This window comes from Micromonospora sp. NPDC004336 (assembly GCF_053602615.1).
Genome location: NZ_JBSGDY010000144.1, coordinates 1 through 16,451, shown reverse-complemented (window position 1 = coordinate 16,451; position 16,451 = coordinate 1). Strand labels below are relative to the sequence as shown.

At 73.6% G+C, this 16,451-nt stretch carries 15 protein-coding genes, 1 tRNA gene and 1 pseudogene; 12 read left to right on the top strand and 5 right to left on the bottom strand.

Annotated features, from left to right (window positions below; all coding sequences use genetic code 11):
* Positions 1–86: 86 nt before the first annotated feature.
* From nuoK to ACWENR_RS23945, 6 genes and pseudogenes are all read left to right on the top strand, one after another.
* A pseudogene (gene nuoK, locus ACWENR_RS23970) lies at positions 87–465 on the top strand (NADH-quinone oxidoreductase subunit NuoK); the annotation flags it as partial.
* A gap of 187 nt (positions 466–652) precedes the next feature.
* Positions 653–2,590: an NADH-quinone oxidoreductase subunit 5 family protein gene (locus tag ACWENR_RS23965; RefSeq protein WP_452279210.1), complete on the top strand. Its 1,938-nt coding sequence runs from the start codon at positions 653–655 to the stop codon at positions 2,588–2,590.
* 55 nt (positions 2,591–2,645) lie between these two features.
* Entirely contained in the window at positions 2,646–4,160 is a 1,515-nt protein-coding gene (locus ACWENR_RS23960) for a complex I subunit 4 family protein (RefSeq protein ID WP_452279209.1), read from the top strand.
* 64 nt (positions 4,161–4,224) lie between these two features.
* On the top strand, positions 4,225–5,817 hold the full coding sequence (locus ACWENR_RS23955) for an NADH-quinone oxidoreductase subunit N (RefSeq protein ID WP_452279208.1): 1,593 nt from the start codon (positions 4,225–4,227) through the stop codon (positions 5,815–5,817).
* 179 nt (positions 5,818–5,996) lie between these two features.
* Entirely contained in the window at positions 5,997–6,872 is an 876-nt protein-coding gene (gene htpX, locus ACWENR_RS23950) for a zinc metalloprotease HtpX (protein WP_452279207.1), read from the top strand.
* Between the two features lie 143 nt (positions 6,873–7,015).
* On the top strand, positions 7,016–8,275 hold the full coding sequence (locus tag ACWENR_RS23945) for an MFS transporter (RefSeq protein ID WP_452279206.1): 1,260 nt from the start codon (positions 7,016–7,018) through the stop codon (positions 8,273–8,275).
* On the opposite strand, the gene ACWENR_RS23940 is transcribed toward ACWENR_RS23945, so the two are convergent.
* Entirely contained in the window at positions 8,276–8,719 is a 444-nt protein-coding gene (locus tag ACWENR_RS23940) for a MarR family winged helix-turn-helix transcriptional regulator (RefSeq protein WP_452279205.1), read from the bottom strand. It lies immediately after the preceding gene.
* 75 nt (positions 8,720–8,794) lie between these two features.
* On the opposite strand from ACWENR_RS23940, the gene ACWENR_RS23935 reads away from it, so the two are divergent.
* Positions 8,795–10,045, top strand: a complete 1,251-nt coding sequence (locus tag ACWENR_RS23935; RefSeq protein ID WP_452279204.1) for a multidrug effflux MFS transporter — start codon at positions 8,795–8,797, stop codon at positions 10,043–10,045.
* Between the two features lie 35 nt (positions 10,046–10,080).
* On the opposite strand, the gene ACWENR_RS23930 is transcribed toward ACWENR_RS23935, so the two are convergent.
* Together ACWENR_RS23930 and ACWENR_RS23925 are read right to left on the bottom strand one after the other, a co-directional pair.
* Entirely contained in the window at positions 10,081–10,365 is a 285-nt protein-coding gene (locus tag ACWENR_RS23930; RefSeq protein ID WP_452279203.1) for a transcriptional regulator, read from the bottom strand.
* Positions 10,366–10,450: 85 nt separating this feature from the next.
* Positions 10,451–10,945 (bottom strand): YajQ family cyclic di-GMP-binding protein, encoded by a 495-nt coding sequence (locus ACWENR_RS23925; RefSeq protein WP_452279202.1) that lies wholly within the window; start codon positions 10,943–10,945, stop codon positions 10,451–10,453.
* Between the two features lie 148 nt (positions 10,946–11,093).
* Between ACWENR_RS23925 and ACWENR_RS23920 the strand changes: the two genes are divergently transcribed.
* The 5 genes from ACWENR_RS23920 (at position 11,094) to ACWENR_RS23900 (ending at position 14,048) form a co-directional block, all read left to right on the top strand.
* Positions 11,094–11,177, top strand: a tRNA-Tyr gene (locus ACWENR_RS23920).
* Positions 11,178–11,430: 253 nt separating this feature from the next.
* Positions 11,431–11,886: a DUF1707 SHOCT-like domain-containing protein gene (locus ACWENR_RS23915; RefSeq protein WP_452279201.1), complete on the top strand. Its 456-nt coding sequence runs from the start codon at positions 11,431–11,433 to the stop codon at positions 11,884–11,886.
* Positions 11,879–12,271 (top strand): hypothetical protein, encoded by a 393-nt coding sequence (locus ACWENR_RS23910; protein WP_452279200.1) that lies wholly within the window; start codon positions 11,879–11,881, stop codon positions 12,269–12,271. Before ACWENR_RS23915 ends, ACWENR_RS23910 begins: the two co-directional genes overlap by 8 nt.
* Positions 12,272–13,013: 742 nt before the next feature.
* The gene (locus ACWENR_RS23905) at positions 13,014–13,520 is read left to right on the top strand and encodes a hypothetical protein (RefSeq protein ID WP_452279199.1); all 507 of its coding nucleotides are present in this window, start codon (positions 13,014–13,016) and stop codon (positions 13,518–13,520) included.
* 45 nt (positions 13,521–13,565) lie between these two features.
* On the top strand, positions 13,566–14,048 hold the full coding sequence (locus tag ACWENR_RS23900; protein ID WP_452279198.1) for a hypothetical protein: 483 nt from the start codon (positions 13,566–13,568) through the stop codon (positions 14,046–14,048).
* Between the two features lie 277 nt (positions 14,049–14,325).
* Here the strand turns inward: ACWENR_RS23900 and ACWENR_RS23895 are convergent, their stop codons facing one another.
* Both ACWENR_RS23895 and ACWENR_RS23890 read right to left on the bottom strand, forming a co-directional pair.
* Complete coding sequence (locus ACWENR_RS23895) at positions 14,326–15,585, bottom strand: MFS transporter (RefSeq protein ID WP_452279197.1); 1,260 nt, start codon at positions 15,583–15,585, stop codon at positions 14,326–14,328.
* Positions 15,582–16,298 (bottom strand): helix-turn-helix domain-containing protein, encoded by a 717-nt coding sequence (locus tag ACWENR_RS23890; RefSeq protein ID WP_452279196.1) that lies wholly within the window; start codon positions 16,296–16,298, stop codon positions 15,582–15,584. The genes ACWENR_RS23895 and ACWENR_RS23890 overlap by 4 nt, the downstream gene beginning before the upstream one ends.
* Positions 16,299–16,451 lie beyond the last annotated feature (153 nt).

Sequence of the window (16,451 nt, the reverse complement as noted above, 5' to 3'; positions counted from 1 at the left end):
CGGCCCGGCACCGACCGGCCCGGCAGCGACCGGCCGGGTGCGGCGGTCGCCGGGAACGGCCCGGGCGGCGACGGCGGGCGGTCGCGGTGAGACCCGTCATCCCGTACGTCACCGCCGCGCTGCTGTTCGGCCTCGGCGTCTACGGCGTGCTGCGCCGGCGCAACGCGGTGCTCGTGCTGATGGCCGTCGAGCTGATGCTCAACGCGGTCAACCTGATCCTGGTCACCGCCGACACCACCGTGCGCGCGCAGTTGCCGCACGGCGGGCAGGTCTTCGCGCTCTTCGTGATCGTGCTGGCCGCCGCCGAGATCGGGGTCGGCCTGGCGATCGTGCTCCAGCTCTACCGGCTGCGGGCCAGCGTCGCCGTCGACGAGGTCCCGCTGGCCGAGCCCTCGTCCGTCGCGCCCCCGCCCGAGCCGGTAGCCGCCGGCCGCCACGCCTCCGCGGGCGTCGCCGGTACCGGGCCCGACCCCGCAAGCGTCGCCGGTACCGGGCCCGACCCCGCAAGCGTCGCCGGTACCGGGCCCGACCCTGCGGGCGTCGCCAGCACCGGGGCCGACCCCGCGGACACCGCCGGCACCGGGCCCGAGCCCGGGAACGCCGCCGGGACGGACGCCCGGCCCGGGCCCGCCGACCGCCCGGAGGGACAGCGGTGAGCACGACCACCCTGCTCGGCGCGCTGCTGCCGGCCGTACCGCTGGTGGCGGGCCTGCTCGGGCTGCTGCTGCCGCCCTCGCCGCGCGGCGCAGGGACGGGCGAGGACCGGGCGCGGCGGGCGGCGATCGCGCTCGGCGTGGCCGGCGCGGCGGGCGCGCTGGCGCTCGCCGTGGCCCTGCTGGTCACCCTCGACCGGCCGGCGGAGGCGTCCACCACCTGGGTCGACCTGGGCGGGTTGGCCGTGACCCTCGGCGTACGGCTCGATTCCGCCGCCGCGCTGGTCGCCGTCGCGGTCGCCGCGGTGGCCCTGGCCGTGCAGGTCTACTCGATCGGCTACCTGCGCCGGGGCCCGCACGACGACGTCGACACCGATCATCGCTACCCGCCCTACGCGGCGCAGATCAGCCTCTTCACCGCCGCCATGCTGCTGGTGGTGGTCGCCGGCGACCTGATCCTGCTGCTGGTCGGCTGGGAGGTGATGGGCATCTGCTCCTACCTGCTCATCGCCCACGACCGCCGGCTGCCGGAGGCGCCGGCCGCCGCCATGAAGGCGTTCCTGGTGACCCGGGTCGGCGACGTCGGCTTCCTGCTCGGCATCGCGCTGCTCGGCGTCTCGGCCGGCAGCTTCCGGATCGCCGACGTGCTCGCCCACGACCACGCGACAGGCACGCTGACGGCCGCGTGCCTGCTGCTGCTCGCCGGGGTGGCCGGCAAGAGCGCCCAGTTCCCGCTGCACACCTGGCTGCCGGACGCGATGGCCGGCCCGACACCGATCTCGGCGCTGATCCACGCCGCCACCATGGTCGCCGCCGGGGTGTACGCGGTGACCCGGCTCTACCCGCTGTTCGAGGCGACGCCGGTCGCGCTGGCCGTGCTCGGCGTCATGGCCTCGGTCACCCTGCTGCTCGGCGCGTTCGCCGCCACCGCCCAGGACGACCTCAAGCGCGTACTGGCCTGGTCGACGGTCTCCCAGATCGGCTACATGACGGGCGCGCTGGCGGTCGGCTCCACCTCGGCCGCCCTGTTCCACCTGTTGACCCACGCCGCGTTCAAGGCGCTGCTCTTCCTCGCGGCGGGCGCGGTGATCCACGCGGTCGGCACCACGCTGATGTCCCGCATGGGTGGGCTGCGCCGGAGCATGCCGATCACGTTCTGGTGCACGGTCGTCGGGCTCGGGGCGCTGGCCGGGGTGCCGCCGCTGTCGGGGTTCTGGAGCAAGGACGGGGTGCTCGCCGCCGCCCAGGAGGCCGCCCTGCACGGCACCGGGCCGGCCCCGTCCTGGGTGGGCTGGCTGGTCTGGCTGGCCGGTCTGGCCGGCGTCGCGGTCACCGCCTGGTACGCCACCCGCCTGCTGCTGCGCACCTTCCTCGGGGAGACCCGCACCCCCCTGGCCCACCCGCACGACCCGCCCGCCGTGATGCGCTGGCCGGTGCTGCTGCTGGCCGTGCCCGCCGCCCTGCTCGGCCTCGCCGGCTTCGACTGGGCCTTCGCGCGCCGGCTGCTGCTCGCGCCCGCCGCCGGCGAGCCGACCGGAGAGCAGGCCCTGATCCACGTCGGCCCGGAACTGCTGCTGCCGCTGGCGCTGCTGGCCGCCGGGGCCGGGCTGGCCTGGGCCCGCTGGCGGCGGGACCGGGCCGCCGACCCGGCGACCGCGTTGGGTCCGCTGCGGCCGGTCCTCGCCGCCGCGTTCCGGCTCGACGACGTCCAGCGCGCCCTGGTCGTACGCCCGACGAAGGCGCTGGCCCGCGCGGCGCGTACGGCCGACGAGGTGGTGGTGGACGGCGCGGTCGAGGGCAGCGGCCGGGCCGCGCTCGGCCTCGGCGGCGGCCTGGCGGCGCTGCACCGCGCGGCGCTGCCGCGCGCGGCGGCCGGGGTGCTGGCCGGGGCGCTGCTGATCGGCCTTGCGGCCGTCCTGATCGGAGTTTCCGCATGACCGCGAGGAGTGGGCCGGTGCTGCGCGCCCCACGGCCGCGAACCGGGGTGACGCCGTGAGCGACGTCCGGTTCGGGGAGTTCCTGCTGGTGGCGGTGCTGGCGCTGCCGGCGCTCGGCGCGCTGGCGGTGGCGGCGACGCCCCGGGACCGGGCGGCCCGCGCGGTCGGCACGGTCGTCGCCGCGCTGACCCTGGTGGCCGCCGCGCTGCTCTTCCTCAGCGACCGCGGCTGGATGACCTACACGGCCGGCGTCCCCGCCGTGCGGCCGTGGCACCGGCTCGACCTGCCCTGGGTGCCCGGCCTGGACCTGCGGTTCCACCTCGGGGTGGACGGCATCTCCTGGCCGCTGGTGGTGCTGACCGCCCTGCTCACGCTGCTCTGCTGCGCCTACACGCTGTGGAGGGTCCCCGACGGCGGCAGCGGCCGGGCGCTGGTGGCGCTGCTGCTGGTCGTCGAGGTCGGCATCCTCGGCACCTTCCTCGCCCTCGACCTCGTGCTCTTCTTCGTCTTCTTCGAGGTCGTCCTGCTCCCGATGTACGCGATCATCGCCGGCTGGGGCGGCGCGGACCGCCGCCGGGCGGCGGCGAAGTTCGCCCTCTACACGCTGTTCGGCTCGGTGCTCCTGCTGGTCGGCGTCTACGTGGTGGTCGCCGCCGCCGGCACGGCCGACATCGTGGCGCTCACCGGCGGGACCGGGCTGTCCCGGGGCACTCAGCTCGCCGCGTTCACGCTGCTCGCGCTGGCCTTCGCGGTGAAGAGCCCGCTCTGGCCGCTGCACTCCTGGCTGCCCGACGCGCACACCCAGGCGCCCACCGTCGGCAGCGTCGTCCTCGCCGGGGTACTGCTCAAGATGGGCACGTACGGGCTGATCCGGGTCGCGGTCGGGGTGGCCCCGGAGGGCGCCCGCTGGGCCGCCCCGGTGCTCGGCGTGCTCGCGGTCGCGGCGATCCTGGTCGGGTCGCTGGTCTGCCTCGCGCAGCGCGAGCTGAAGCGGCTGATCGCCTACTCCAGCGTCGGGCACATGGGCTTCGTGCTGCTCGGGGTCGCCACGCTCACCGCCACCGGCATCCAGGCGGCCCTGATCGGCAACGTCGCGCACGGCGTGATCACCGGCCTGCTCTTCTTCCTCGCCGGCGCGGTCAAGGACCGTACGCACACCGGGTCGCTGGACGAGCTGTCCGGGCTGCGGGAGACCGCGCCCCGGCTCGCCGGGCTGCTCGGCTTCGCCGCCGTCGCCTCGCTCGGCCTGCCAGGGCTGGCCGGCTTCTGGGGCGAGGCGTTCGCGGTGATCGCCGCCGTCGAGGCCGGCGGGGCGCTCTGGACCACCCTGGGCGTCCTCGCGGCGGTCGGCGGGGCGCTCACCGCGGCGTACTTCCTGCGGCTGCTGCGCAGGGTGACGCACGGGCGGCCCAGCCCGGCGGTCGGGCGGCTCGCGCCCGGCCTGGCCCGCGCCGAACTGGCCGCGTGGGTGCCGCTGGTGCTGCTCGCCCTCGCGGTCGGGCTGGCCCCGACCCTGGTGCTCGGCGTCGCCGAGGCCCCGGTCGACGCCCTGGTGGAGGTGCTGCGGTGAGCGAGCGAATCATCGGACCTACGCAGCGCAGCGGAGTGCCGGCATCAGCGAGCGGAGTGCCGGCATGAGCCTGGTGCAGAGCGTCGACAACGTGGCGCTGCTCCCGGCGTACCTGGCCGCCGGGACGGCCGTGCTGGTGCTACTGGCCGACCTGCTGGTGGCCCGGGGCCGGGTCACGCTGGTCGCGGCAGCCGTCGGTTCGCTCGCCACCGCGCTGGGCGCGGCCGTGGTCGGCGCCGGGGGCGAGCGCCGGACGTTCTGCGTCGGCGCCGACTGCTCGTACGTCTTCGGTGGCCGGGCGGCGCTGGTCGCCGTCGTCGTCGCCCTGCTCACCCTCGGCGTGCTCGCGCTGTCGGGGCCGCTGCTGCGGGCGGGGCAGTCGCCGACGGGGGAGTACGCCTTCCTGCTCGCCTGCTCGATGACGGGCGGCGTGGTGCTCGGCGCGGCCGGCGACCTGATCACCCTGATCGTGGCGCTGGAGACGCTGACCCTGCCGCTCTACGTGCTCGTCGGGCTGCGGCGGGACAGCCTGGCCAGCGCCGAGGCGGCGGTCACCTTCTTCGTGGTCAGCGTGGTCGCGACCACGCTGACGCTGCTCGGGGCGGCGCTGCTCTACGCGGCCACCGGCGGCCTGCACCTGGGCCGGATCGGCGCGCTCCTCGCCGAGCGGCCGGAGCTGCTGGACCTGCCGCTCACCACCGCCGCCGTGGCGCTGGTGGTGCTGGGGCTGGCGTTCAAGGTGGCGGCGGTGCCGTTCCACGCCTGGGCCCCGGCCACCTACGACGGTGCGCCGCTGCCGGTGGCGGCGTACCTGTCGACCGCCTCGAAGCTGGGCGGCGTGGTGGCGCTGCTCGCCGTCGTGCAGTACGCGCTGCCGGCCGACGTGACCGGCCCGGTGCTCGCCCTGCTCGCGGTGCTGACGATGACCGTCGGCAACCTGGTGGCGCTGCGCCAGCGGCGTACGGTCCGGCTGCTCGCCTGGTCCTCGGTGGCCCAGGCCGGCTACATCCTCGCTCCGCTCGGCGCGTGGGCGCTGGCGGCCGGGCGCGGCGCGGATGCCCGTACCGCCGCGTACGCGGCCGCCGTGGCGTACGCCGTCTTCTTCGTGGTGCTGGAGCTGGCAGCCTTCGCGGCCGTGGTGGCCCTGCGCCCGGCGGGCGCGGACGGCGGCACCGTCGACGACCTGCGCGGCGCGGGCCGACGGCACCCGTGGCGGGCGGCGGCGCTCGGCCTGGCGCTGGTCGGGCTCGCCGGCCTGCCGCCGGGCCTGGCCGGCCTCTTCGCGAAGGTGACGGTGGTCCGGTCGCTGCTGGACGGCGGCGCGGGCTGGCTTGCCGTGGTGGTGGCCGTCAACGCGGTGATCGGTCTCGCCTACTACCTGCGCCTCACCGCGACCCTCTGGGCCGCCCCGACCGCCGCTGCCGCCGCCCCGACCGCCCCGGCCGTCGATGTCGCCGCCCCGACCGGCCCGGCCGCCGATGCCGCCGCCCCGACCGGCCGGGGCGTCCCGACCGGGCCGGCGGCCGACGCCGCCCGTGGCGGGGAGGTCCCCGTCGTGCGGGCGCGGACGGTCGGCGCGGTGCTGGTCGTGGCGACCGTGGTGGCCGTGGTGATCGGCTTCGCCCCGCAGCTCGTGCTCGACGTCGCCGCCCGCTGAGCGCGCCCCTCGGCAGCCGGCTCCCGCGCCCGGATTCCCGCTCTCGGCGGCGGCAATCGGGGCGGGCACTCCGGACATCCCAGGCAACTCACAGCCATTAGACGGATGGTTGACGGGTACCGGGTTGTTGAACCGGTCAGCGGATCCCGCGTGATCCGTGCTGCACCGAAGGAGTGATCGTGCACCACAACCGTCTGAAGACCGCCGCGCTGCTCGGCCTGCTCACCTCGCTGATCCTGGCGGTGGGCTACTGGTTCGGCGGCAGTGGCGGGCTGGTCATCGCCGTCGTCGTCTCGCTGCTGATGAACGGCGTCACCTACTTCTACTCCGACAAGCTCGCGCTGCGCTCGATGCGGGCGCAACCGGTCAGCGAGGCACAGTTCCCCGAGCTGTACCGGATGGTCCGCGAGCTGGCCACCGAGGCCGGGCAGCCCATGCCGCGCCTCTACGTCAGCCCGACGTCGCAGCCCAACGCGTTCGCCACGGGCCGCAACCCGCAGCACGCGGCCGTCTGCGTCACCCAGGGGATCACCGAGATCCTCGACTACCGCGAGCTGCGGGGCGTGATCGGGCACGAGCTGTCGCACGTCTACAACCGGGACATCCTCATCTCCAGCGTGGCGGCCGGCCTGGCCGGCATCATCACCATGCTGGCCAACATCGCCTGGTTCATCCCGCTGGGCGGGGGCGACGACGAGGACTCCCCGAACCCGGCCGTGCTGCTGCTGACCATCATCCTGGGCCCGATCGCGGCGACCGTGATCCAGCTGGCGATCAGCCGCAGCCGCGAGTTCCAGGCGGACGCCTCCGGCGCCCAGCTCACCCGGGACCCGCTGGCCCTGGCCAGTGCGCTGCGGAAGATCCACATGGGCGCCCAGCGCCGGCCGCTGCCGGCCCAGGGACAGCTCACCAGCACCGCCCACCTGATGATCGCCAACCCGTTCAAGGGTGGCGGCGTGGCGGCGCTCTTCTCCACCCACCCCCGGATGGAGGAGCGGGTCGCCCGGCTGGAGCAGATGGCCGCGAGCAGCGGCCCGGTGCGGTTCCAGCGCTGAGGCGCTGATCACCTTTCCGCCCGCGTCCGGTCCGCCGGACGCGGGCGGAACACCCGTGTGAGCGCGTTAACCGTTCCGCTCCCGCTGTTGACGGCGTTAGGGTCGGAAGGTTCCCCGCCCATTACATCCACTGGAGGTTGACCGTGGCCGCACTGCGCCAGTACCTGGGCGTCTGGCGGATCCCAGGGGCGCCGATGCTGCTGGTCACCGGCATCATCGGGCGGCTCGGGATCGGGATGACGCCGCTGGCGCTGCTGCTGGTCGTGGAGCAGGTCACCGGGCGCTACTCGCTGGCGGCGGTCGCCGGGGGCATCTACGCCCTGGCCGGGGCCGCGCTCAGCCCCGTGGCCGGCCGGATCGCCGACCGGATCGGCCCCACCCCGGTGCTCGTCGGCACCGCCGTGGCCCACCCGTTCGCCCTGCTCGGCCTGCTCTGGTCGGCCCGCTCCGACGCCGGCAGCCTGGCGCTGGTCTTCGTGGCCGCGGGTGTCGCCGGGGCGACGTACCCGCCGCTGACCGCCGCGATTCGGGGCGCGTGGAACGACCTCACCTCGCCCGCCTCCGGCCGGCGACACCTGCGCAACACCGCGCTCGCCGCCGAGACCACCCTCTTCGAGATCGTCTTCGTGCTCGGCCCGCTGCTGGTCGCCGGCTTCATCCTGTTCGCCGACGCCGGGGCGGCCCTGGTCGGCTCGGCCGTGGTCACCCTCGTCGGCACCATCGCCGTCGCGCTCGGCCGGGTGATGCGGGGCTGGCAGCCGCACCCGCGCGAGCACCGCACCCGGGGCCTGGGGCCGCTGCGGGTTCCCGGCTTCCCGGCCCTGCTGCTCTGCGTGGGCAGCCTCGGCATCGCCTTCGGCGCGGCCGGCGTCACCGTGCCGGCCTTCGCGACCGCCTACACCTCGGACGACCCGGACAGCCTCGCCGGCGTGCTGTTGGCCGTCTGGGGCGTCGGCAGCGCGATCGGCGGCTTCTGGTTCGGCGTCCGCAAGCCGGCCCGGAACATGACCCGGCAGTTCGCGCTGCTGCTCACCGGCGTGGCCGCCAGCTTCGCCGTCTTCGCGGTGATGCCCACGCCGGTGGCGCTGGGCACCGCCCTGGTGATCGGCGGCGCGACGATCGCGCCCGCGCTCACCCTGGAAAACACCCTGGTCGGCCGGGTCTCCCCGACGAGCATGCTCAACGAGGCGTACACCTGGGTCGTCACCATGTCGGTGGGCGCCAGCGCCGGGGGCGGCGCGGTGGCCGGCCTGATCATCGACCACGCCGGCGGCGTGCCCTGGGCGTTCCTGTTCGCCGGGGCGGCGGTCGCCGTCGGGGCCGGGATCGCGGCCCTGCCCGGCGGGCCCATCGCCCGCGCGGAGGCCACCGCCGTACGCGCCGAGGAGCTCGTGCCCGCCTGATCAGCGCTGGCGCGTCATCCGGTCGGCGAGGCGGCGCAGCGCCGGCGCGGCGGCGAGCAGCGCCTCGCGGTCCGGGGCGTCGAGCTCGGCGAGCGCGTCGCCGAGCAGGTCGCGCCGGTGCCGCCCGTACGCGGCGATCCGCTCCCGCGCCGCGTCGGTCAGCTCCAGGCGGACGGTCCGCCGGTCGACCGGGTCCCGTTCGCGGCGCAGCAGCCCGGCGGTCGTCAGCTCGCCGACCAGCGTGCTGACCGTGTTCGGCGCGGTGCCCAGCCGTTCGGCCGCCTCGCGCACGCCGACGCCCGGGCGGCGCTGCACCAGCCGCAGCACCTCGACCTGGGCGTCCGGCAGGGCGACGCTGCCGGCCCGCTGGCTGGCCGCCCGGCGCAGCACCCGGTGCAGGTCGCCGAGGGCGCCGCTGAGCTGGTCGACCGTCTCGTCCGTCACAGGGCACTCTCCACGCTTCAACAGCTCTGTATGCAGAGCTATCGTATGCGGGCCAGCCGCCACCGAAGGGACGCCATGCCGCACACCACCGCGCCGCCCGCCCGCCCGGACGAGCGCGTCGCCGCGCCGACGGGACGGGCCGCCGTCGTGCTGCTGGTGCTGCTCGGGACGATCACCGCGTTCGGGCCGCTCTCCCTGGACACCTACCTGCCGGCGTTCCCGGAGATGACGCGCGACCTGGCCGCCAGCCAGGCGCGGATCCAGCTCTCCCTGACCACCTGCCTGATCGGCATGGCGGTCGGCCAACTGGTCACCGGCCCGCTCAGCGACCGCTGGGGGCGGCGCCGCCCGGTGCTGGTGGGCGTCGGCGCGTACACCCTGCTGTCGCTGGTCTGCGCCGCCGCGCCGTCGGCCGAGACCCTGGCCGCGGCGCGGTTCGCGCAGGGCTTCGCCGGCGGCATGGGCGTGGTGGTCGCCCGCGCCGTCGTCCGCGACCTCTACTCCGGGCGGGACGCCGCGAAGTACTTCTCCCGGCTGACCCTGGTCTTCGGCATCGCCCCGATGGCCGCGCCCGCCTTCGGCAGCCTGGTGCTGCGCTTCGGCTCCTGGCGTACCGTCTTCGTCGCCCTCGCCGTGATCGGCGCGCTGCTCGCCGCCGCCGTCGCGTGGCGGCTGCCGGAGACGCTGCCCGCGTCGCGGCGCAGCACCGGCGGCCTCGCCGCCACGGCCGCCGCCGGCCGCTCCCTCTTCACCGACCGGATCTTCCTGGGGTACGCGCTGGCGCAGGGCCTCGCCTTCGCCGGACTCTTCGCCTACATCTCCGGGTCGTCCTTCGTCTTCCAGGACGTCTTCGGCGTCTCCGCCGGCACGTTCAGCCTGATCTTCGGCGTCAACGCGCTCGCCCTGGTCGCCGTCGGCCAGGCCAACGCCCGCCTGCTCGACCGCTTCGCGCCCCGGCGGCTGCTCGTCACGCCGCTGGGCGTCGGGGTGCTGGCCGCCGTCGCGGTGCTCGCGGGCGCGCTGCTCGACGCCCTGCCGCTGGTCGTGGTGGCGCTGTTCGTCTTCGTGGGGTCGCTCGGCATGGTGACGCCCAACGGCACCGCGCTCGCCCTGGACCGGCACGCCGCCCACGCGGGCACCGCCGCCGCCCTGCTCGGCGCCATCCAGTCGGTGGTGGGCGCGGCGGCGGCGCCGTTGGTCGGGCTCGGCGGCGAGGGCAGCGCCGTCCCGATGGCAGTGGTGATCAGCGGCGCGGCGGTCGCTTCCCTCGCCGTCGTCCTCACCCTGGCCCGCCCGCCCCGGTCGGCCACCCCGGCCCGGGTCTGACGGGCCGTCGCGCCGCCCCGCCGGAGCCGGCGGCTCTAGCCCTCCAGGAGCTTCTTGAGCGCCGCGACGTGTCCGGCGTAGGCGCGCCTGCCCTCGGGGGTGAGGCTGACCCAGGTCCGCACCCGGCCGCGGCCGGTGGGTTTGGAGACGGTGAGGTAGCCGCCGTCCTGCAGCACCTTCAGGTGCTTGCTGAGCACCGAGTCGGCGACCCCGAGCAGGTCACGCAGCACGCTGAACTCCGCACTTGACGTGGCGTTGAGAAAGGCGCAGATCCGCAGCCGGTTCGGCGCGTGTACCAGCTCGTCGAACTGCTCGGTCATACGCCCGCTCGCAACTGGGCCCGCAGCGCCGCGTCGAACCGGTGCCCTGGGGCGGCCGGCCCGATCGCCAGGCCGGCCGGGGCCCCTACCGGTAGTTGGTGAACTGGAGGGCGACGCCGAAATCCTCGCCCTTGAGCAGCGCGATCACGGCCTGGAGGTCGTCCTTCTTCTTGCCGGTGACGCGGAGCTGGTCGCCCTGGATCTGCGCCTGGACGCCCTTCGGGCCCTCGTCGCGGATCTTCTTGCTGATTGCCTTGGCCTTGTCGGAGTCGATGCCCTGGATGACCTTGCAGTCGATCTTGAACGTCTTGCCCGACGAACGCGGGTCGCCGGCGTCCAGCGACTTCAGCGAGATGTTCCGCTTGATCAGCTTCTCCTTGAACACCTCCAGCGCCGCCCGCACCCGTTCCTCGGTCTCCGCCTGGAGGCTGATCGCCTCCTCGCCCGACCAGGAAATCTCGGCGCTGGTGCCCCGGAAGTCGAACCGCGTCGCGAGCTCCTTCTCCGCCTGGCGGAGGGCGTTGTCGACCTCCTGGCGGTCGACCTTGCTCACGATGTCGAACGACGGGTTGGCTGCCATGCTCATGCTCCTGCTGTCCGGCGGATTGTTGTCGTGTGTCCCCCGCTGACCAGCGGTACGACCCCCTGACGGTACCCGGTTGCGCTCGGGCCGGGGGGAGCCGCTATCCTTGCTTCCGCTGCCGCGTTACGACGCGGTGGGGTGCCCTGGCGGGTTGCCCGAGCGGCCAATGGGAGCGGACTGTAAATCCGTCGCGAAAGCTACAGAGGTTCGAATCCTCTACCCGCCACCAGGTGCACGAACGGCCCCGTGAGCTGCGGAAACGCACTCCGGGGCCGTTCTCGTTCAGTCCAGCGGAGTCCAGCCCGATCCGGTGCTCTGTGGCTGCCTGCGGGAACATAGCGGGAACGGATGATCTTGTCCTCGCCCGGGCCGTTGTCCGCTGGCTACGTGGTCCAGAGACGAGAAGGCGTGCATCAGGCCGGCCCGCCGCGACAGATCCGGTTTCGTCATCTTGTGACCCTTGCCGTCGCTACCCTCTGCTTGTGAACGACATCCGGGTGTCAAATCGTGACCGAGACGCGGTCGTGGTCCGGCTCGGCGTCGCTGCGAGCGAGGGGCGATTGACTCTCGATGAGTTCGAGGACCGGTCAGCGCAGGCCTACGCCGCGAAGAGCTATGGCGAACTAGACGTCCTGGTGGCCGACCTGCCGTCGCTGGCACCCGACCAAGCAGGCACCGTGGCACGCGATCACGGAGGCACGGCACGCGATCACGGAGGCATCGCACTGTCGTTCTTGGCGCTCGCCGCAGGTGTGGTCTGGGTGCCGTTGTCCGAAGAACTGCATCCCGTTCTCCTTCCGGGAGCCGCTGGCGTTGTGTTCGGCCTTTTCGGCTTACGCGCAAATACGCCACTCTTCTGCCGTGCGGTGGCAACCTTGGGAGTTCTCGGCGGGTCGCTATGCGTCGCACTGCAAGTCGCCTGGCTCGCCCTTGACTGAACTGCGCTACGCCCCAACCTGCAGCTCCCCAACCACCCACCCACCGCAACCGTTCGGCAACTCCACCGACCACGGAACCGCTCCGGACGGCCGGCTGTTCCGGGGCCTGCATGGCGGTCCGCTGTCTGAGTCGGTCTATGACCGCTGGTGGAAGCTCGCCCGCGAGAACGCGCTCACCCCGCCCCAGGTCGCCTCACCGCTCGCCCGCCGGCCCTACGACCTGCGCCACGCTGCCGCCTCGCTCTGGCTCAACGCAGGCGTCCCGGCGACCGAGGTAGCCCGCCGCCTGGGGCACAGCGTCGCCGTCCTGCTGCGGGTGTACGCGAACTGCATCGACGGGGGAGAAGACGGGGTGAACGACCGGATCGGGAACGCCCTGCGGTGACGGTTGTTCCCGCTGCGGGAACATCACGGGAACAGGACCGGATCGGCGCTCAAGATCGCAGGAAAACCGCTGGTCACGGGCGGTGCAGCACCCAAGATCCCGCGCTCTCTGTAAATCCGTCGCGAAAGCTACAGAGGTTCGAATCCTCTACCCGCCACCAGGAGCACCAACGGCCCCTGACCAGCAGGAATGCTGATCGGGGGCCGTTGTCGTTTGTCTGGCGGGGTCCGGCTTACTCCAGCCGTTGACGACTGGTTGTGGGCAGATGGTGGGCAGGTCGATCTTGCCGCTGAACGCGGTTCTGGGGCGGCGCCTACGGGTGTTGGCGGGCGCTGCCGGGTTGCCGCGGGCCGTGGGCAAGCCAGTCCTGGGGTTGGACTGGCGCGGCAGTCGGAAGCCCTGAGCGCTAACCACGCCGACCCGTTCGGCTTCCGTACCGCCTGGCCGTGATCGTGCCGTCTGGTGATCCAGGGGGCGTCGGCGTCCTGCGACCACGAAAAGATCGAATACCGCTGGGATCGGCTGGTGCTCGCCAGGACCGCCCCGCGCGCCGGGTCGCACTGGACCGATGACGCCGGCTCCCACGAGCGGCGGGGCCTTAAGCACCGGGCACGGCAGGAAACCCGGACGGTCCCGATCCCGCCCCGGCTCGTCGAGATGCTGTGCGCACGTCGAGAATCACGGCGCCGGCCCGGATGGTCGGTTCTTTCGGGGCCTGCACGGCGGTCCGCTCTCCGAGTCGGTGTACGACCGGTGGTGGAAGCTCGCCCGAGAGAAGGCGTTTACCGAATCGCAGGTGGCCTCGCCGCTCGTGCGCCGTCCCTACGACCTGCGGCACGCGGCGGCCTCGCTCTGGCTGAATGCCGGCGTCCCGCCGACCGAGGTCGCTCGGCGCCTGGGCCACGGCGTCGCCGTCCTGCTCCGCGTCTACGCCAACTGCATCGACGGCGGCGACGACTCCATGAACGACAAGATCGCCAAGCCCTCGGATGATTCACGGCACCCGTTTCCGCGCTCGACCGGTCACAATGTGCGAGTGATGACAGGGATGCTCGGCCTCGTGCTGCTGGTCGTGCTGGGCTCTGTTGCGGTTTTCGTCCTGGCGTACCTGGTGGTGTCGCTCTGGCGGTTGGTGAGGCGTGGGGTCACCTCCTTGCCGCGTGCGTTGAAGTCTCTGACGGTCGAGCCGCTGCCGGGAGGGGCCTTCAACGACTCCCGGGACGTGTGGCCTATGCCGCAGGACGACTGATCGGGGATGTGTTCGGTTGACCGCGAAGCTGTGGAGGATGAGTCGTTGAGCATCGAGCATGGCAAGGCGCAGACCAGAACGGTCGTCCGACTGTGTCGCCGAGGTTTAGCGTTGGCTGCCGTCGCACTTGCCCTCGCTGGCTGCGCTGACTCAACCGAGCAAGGTCGACAGGAAGCCAAGGACATGGCGCTGCGGGCCGCAGAGGTTTATACCCGCGACGCCGAGGTCGCCGCGATCAGTCGCACTGAACTAGGCGACGGATCCGTGCGCTACTTGCGCGGGCATCTGGCACGGTCAAACGAACAGGTGTTGGACTCTTGGAGCAGGTCCGGCATGGCCGAGTCGGGTCCGGTGGTCGGCTGGGTGGACGTAGCACTTACCCGTACGTCATCTGACAGCGTTTTCTCCAAGGGTTCCACGGTGACCACCTGCATCCGCTTCGAGGTGTCCTGGTCTGACCGTAACGGCGCCCAGTACTCGTACCACGCCAAGGACTGCCCAGCGGACATGTCGCCGCCGGCCCAATAGTCGGCACCGTGCCCACCCGTGGCCACAGTCGCGCGACCGCCGGGGGTGTCTGACGATGTGGGCACATGGTGGGCGGCTGGTCGACGAGAGGTTGCAGGGGGAAGAGAAACAGCGGATCGGCGCCGCTGACCGATGCAAGATCGCGAACGCCCTGTAAATCCGTCGCGGAAGCTACAGAGGTTCGGATCCTCTACCCGCCACCAGGAGCGCGAGCGGCCCCGTGAGCTGCGGAAGACCGCGCTCCGGGGCCGCTGCCGTTCTGCGCGTCGACACTGGATCAGGCTGGCACGGCGACCGGGGCGGGGGCCGGGGCGGGCCGGTCCATCAGCCGCCAGGTGCGCCGGCGGACCAGCGGGTCCAGGGTGACCAGCAGGTACGCCGTGCCCACGACGAGGATGCCGCCGGTGGACCCGAACGTCGTGGCCAGCACCCCGCCGACGAGCCCGCCGAGGGGGATGCCGGCCCAGGCCAGACCGCCGACCGCGCCGAGGACACGCGCCCGCATCTCGGCCGGGATGCGTTCGAACTCGGCGGCGGACAGCAGCGGGTTGATGGCCCCGATCAGCACCCCGCCGGCGAATCCGACGCCCGCGATGACGGGCAGCCCGACGGGCAGCGCCAGCACGAAGATCCGTGGGACGGCGCCGAGCAGGAAGGCCATTGTGTACGTGCGCCATCGCGGCAGCCGTGCGCCGTACATCGACACGAGCAGCGACCCGACGAGGGCGCCGGCGCTCAGGGTGCCGAAGACGAGCCCGACGGGTGCGGCGTCGTCGAAGCGCTCGGCGGCCCACACCGGGACCAGTACCGCCGTCATCGCCTGGTCGAGCAGGTTCGTCAGCAGCACCATGGTGACGATCGCCCGGAGCAGCGGATCGCGCCGGACGAAGCGTAGCCCCGCTCCCAGGTCGGCGAGGTAGCCGCGGACGCCGGTGCGGTGGCCCGCCTCGGCCGGGTCGGGTTCGACCTGCCGGACCCGGACCAGCGTCGCCACCAGCGCGCCGGCGAGCAGGAAGGAGGCCGCGTCCAACGCGATGACCGCCGGCGCGCCGACCATGACGATCAGCACCGCGCCCAGCGGCGCGCCGAGCATCGACCCGAGGCGGTGGACGCTGTCGGCGAGCCCGGCGGCACGCTCGTTGCTCCAGCCGGCGGTGGCCGCGACGTCGGGCACCATCGCGTACTTCGCATTGTCCGAGGGGCCACGGAACAGGCCGACCAGGCCGACCAGCACGAGCAGGACCGGAAAGGCGAGCAGGCCGGCGGCGTACAGCAGGGGTATCACGCCGAGCACGAGTCCGGCGACCAGGTCGCCGCCGACGCTGGCCGTCCGCGCCCCGATTCTGTCGACCAGCGGTCCGCCGAGGATGCGCGCCGCGACCAGGGCGCCCATCTCCACGAACGCGGTGACGCCGGTCAGCAGGGCGTCGCCGGTGGTCTCCAGCACGAACCAGGGCACCGCCACGACCGACATCCGGGTGCCGGTGACCGAGACCGCCTGGGAAACGAGCAGACCGTACGCGGACCGCCGGCTCACGACCGGTCTCCGTCCGCGACGTCGGCGGGGTTACCGGCCGGGGCGCCGGACGATCCGTCGTCCGCGGTGTCGGGCCCGTCCCCGGCCGCGGTTCGCGCCGCCAGCAGCGCGTCCAGCTGGCCGTGCCGCGGGAAGATCTGGAACTGCGTGCTCATCGCGACGCGTTCCGATCCGTCGCCGGCCCGGTCCGCCGCCTGCTCCCGGTAGCGCACCAGCAGGGCCATCATGTCGTCGGCGAGCTGCTGCGCCTCGGCGGCGCTCAGGCTCACCGTGAGGTCGCTCATGCTGGCCGCGCGCACCCACTCCTGCGGCCAGTCGGCCAGCTCGGTGATGGACCGCTCGACGTTCTCCGCGTACACCCGGGCGACCGTGCGCAGGTACGCCTCGCCGGCTTCACGCTCCGGCGAGTCCCGGTCGGGTGTGTCGAACCAGGTCGAGCGGTGCACGGCGCGCCAGAAGCGTTCCCGGCCGCGCCCCAGCTCGGGCGCGTCGGCGACGAAGCCGTGCGCGGCCAGTGTGCGCAGGTGGTAGCTGGTCGCCGCGCTGGACTCGCCGAAGCGGGCGGCCAGCTGGGTGGCGGTCTGCGGGCCGTCGTGACGCAGCGAGCCGAGCAGCCGCAGGCGTAGCGGGTGGGCCACGCCGCGCAGCGTCCGTGCGTCGAGGACGACGTCCTGCGCGGAGTCGTATCCAGGCTTGTGCGGATCGTCGGTCATGATGCCAAGATAGCTATGCAAAGAAAGCTTTGCAACGGGTCCTTGGCATTGCGCGCCGCTGGCGGTCGACAGGCCGGCGCGGTGGTTGGGGGGGGGGGCGGGGGCGCGGGGTCGCCGCCACCACCCCCCCCGCGGGGGGGGCGACCCCCGGAG